This window comes from Vibrio sp. 811, from assembly GCF_033339195.1.
Genome location: NZ_JAWOUB010000513.1, coordinates 1 through 641, shown reverse-complemented (window position 1 = coordinate 641; position 641 = coordinate 1). Strand labels below are relative to the sequence as shown.

General features: G+C 49.3%; 1 protein-coding gene. It reads right to left on the bottom strand.

The window, feature by feature from the left end; translation table 11 throughout:
• On the bottom strand, positions 1-641 hold a 641-nt coding region (locus tag R7Q46_RS27800; RefSeq protein WP_318078380.1), incomplete at both ends, for a DMT family transporter.

The following is a 641-nucleotide window of genomic DNA, read 5'->3' as shown; positions in this document are numbered from 1 at the left end:
TCACTCCCATCTCAAACAAGCCGACGTATGTCACCGCCGCCCAGCCTTTGATGGAGATAGATTGCCAGCTTGCGCCTTCGTACCAACTCAATGCGATAGTGAATGGGATGGCAACCAAAAAGCCCAGCAAAACACCAATCACCGGATCGGCTTTGTTTTTGGTGTTGAGAATCCAGTAACCCGCCCAAAGTAACGTCGACAGAAGTGCCAAGCCAACGCCAAGCGGACTCTCAAACTGCATGCCAAGCACATTGCCTTGTGTTGCAATCACGATCACGCCGAGGTAACTGAATCCACACGCTATCCAATCTTTGCCACGAATCTTTTGCCCCAAAAACACCGCTGCCATCAGGGTGAGCGTAATGGCCCAGCTGTAGTTGATGGCCTGCGCTTGAGAAGCGGGCAGCAAATCGTACGCTTTAAATAGGATCAAGTAATACGCCAACGGGTTGATCAAACCAAGCAGCAAGTAGTACCAAGGATTAGAGAGAAAAGTAGCACTTAGCTGGTTTAATTTACCTTGCACACCGCACACAATCGTAAGCGCGATGGCAGAAACCATACTGGCGATACACAGCATTTGGATCGGCGTAAATTCCGCTAATGTCAGTTTAAATGCGGTTGCAACGGTAGACCAAAGT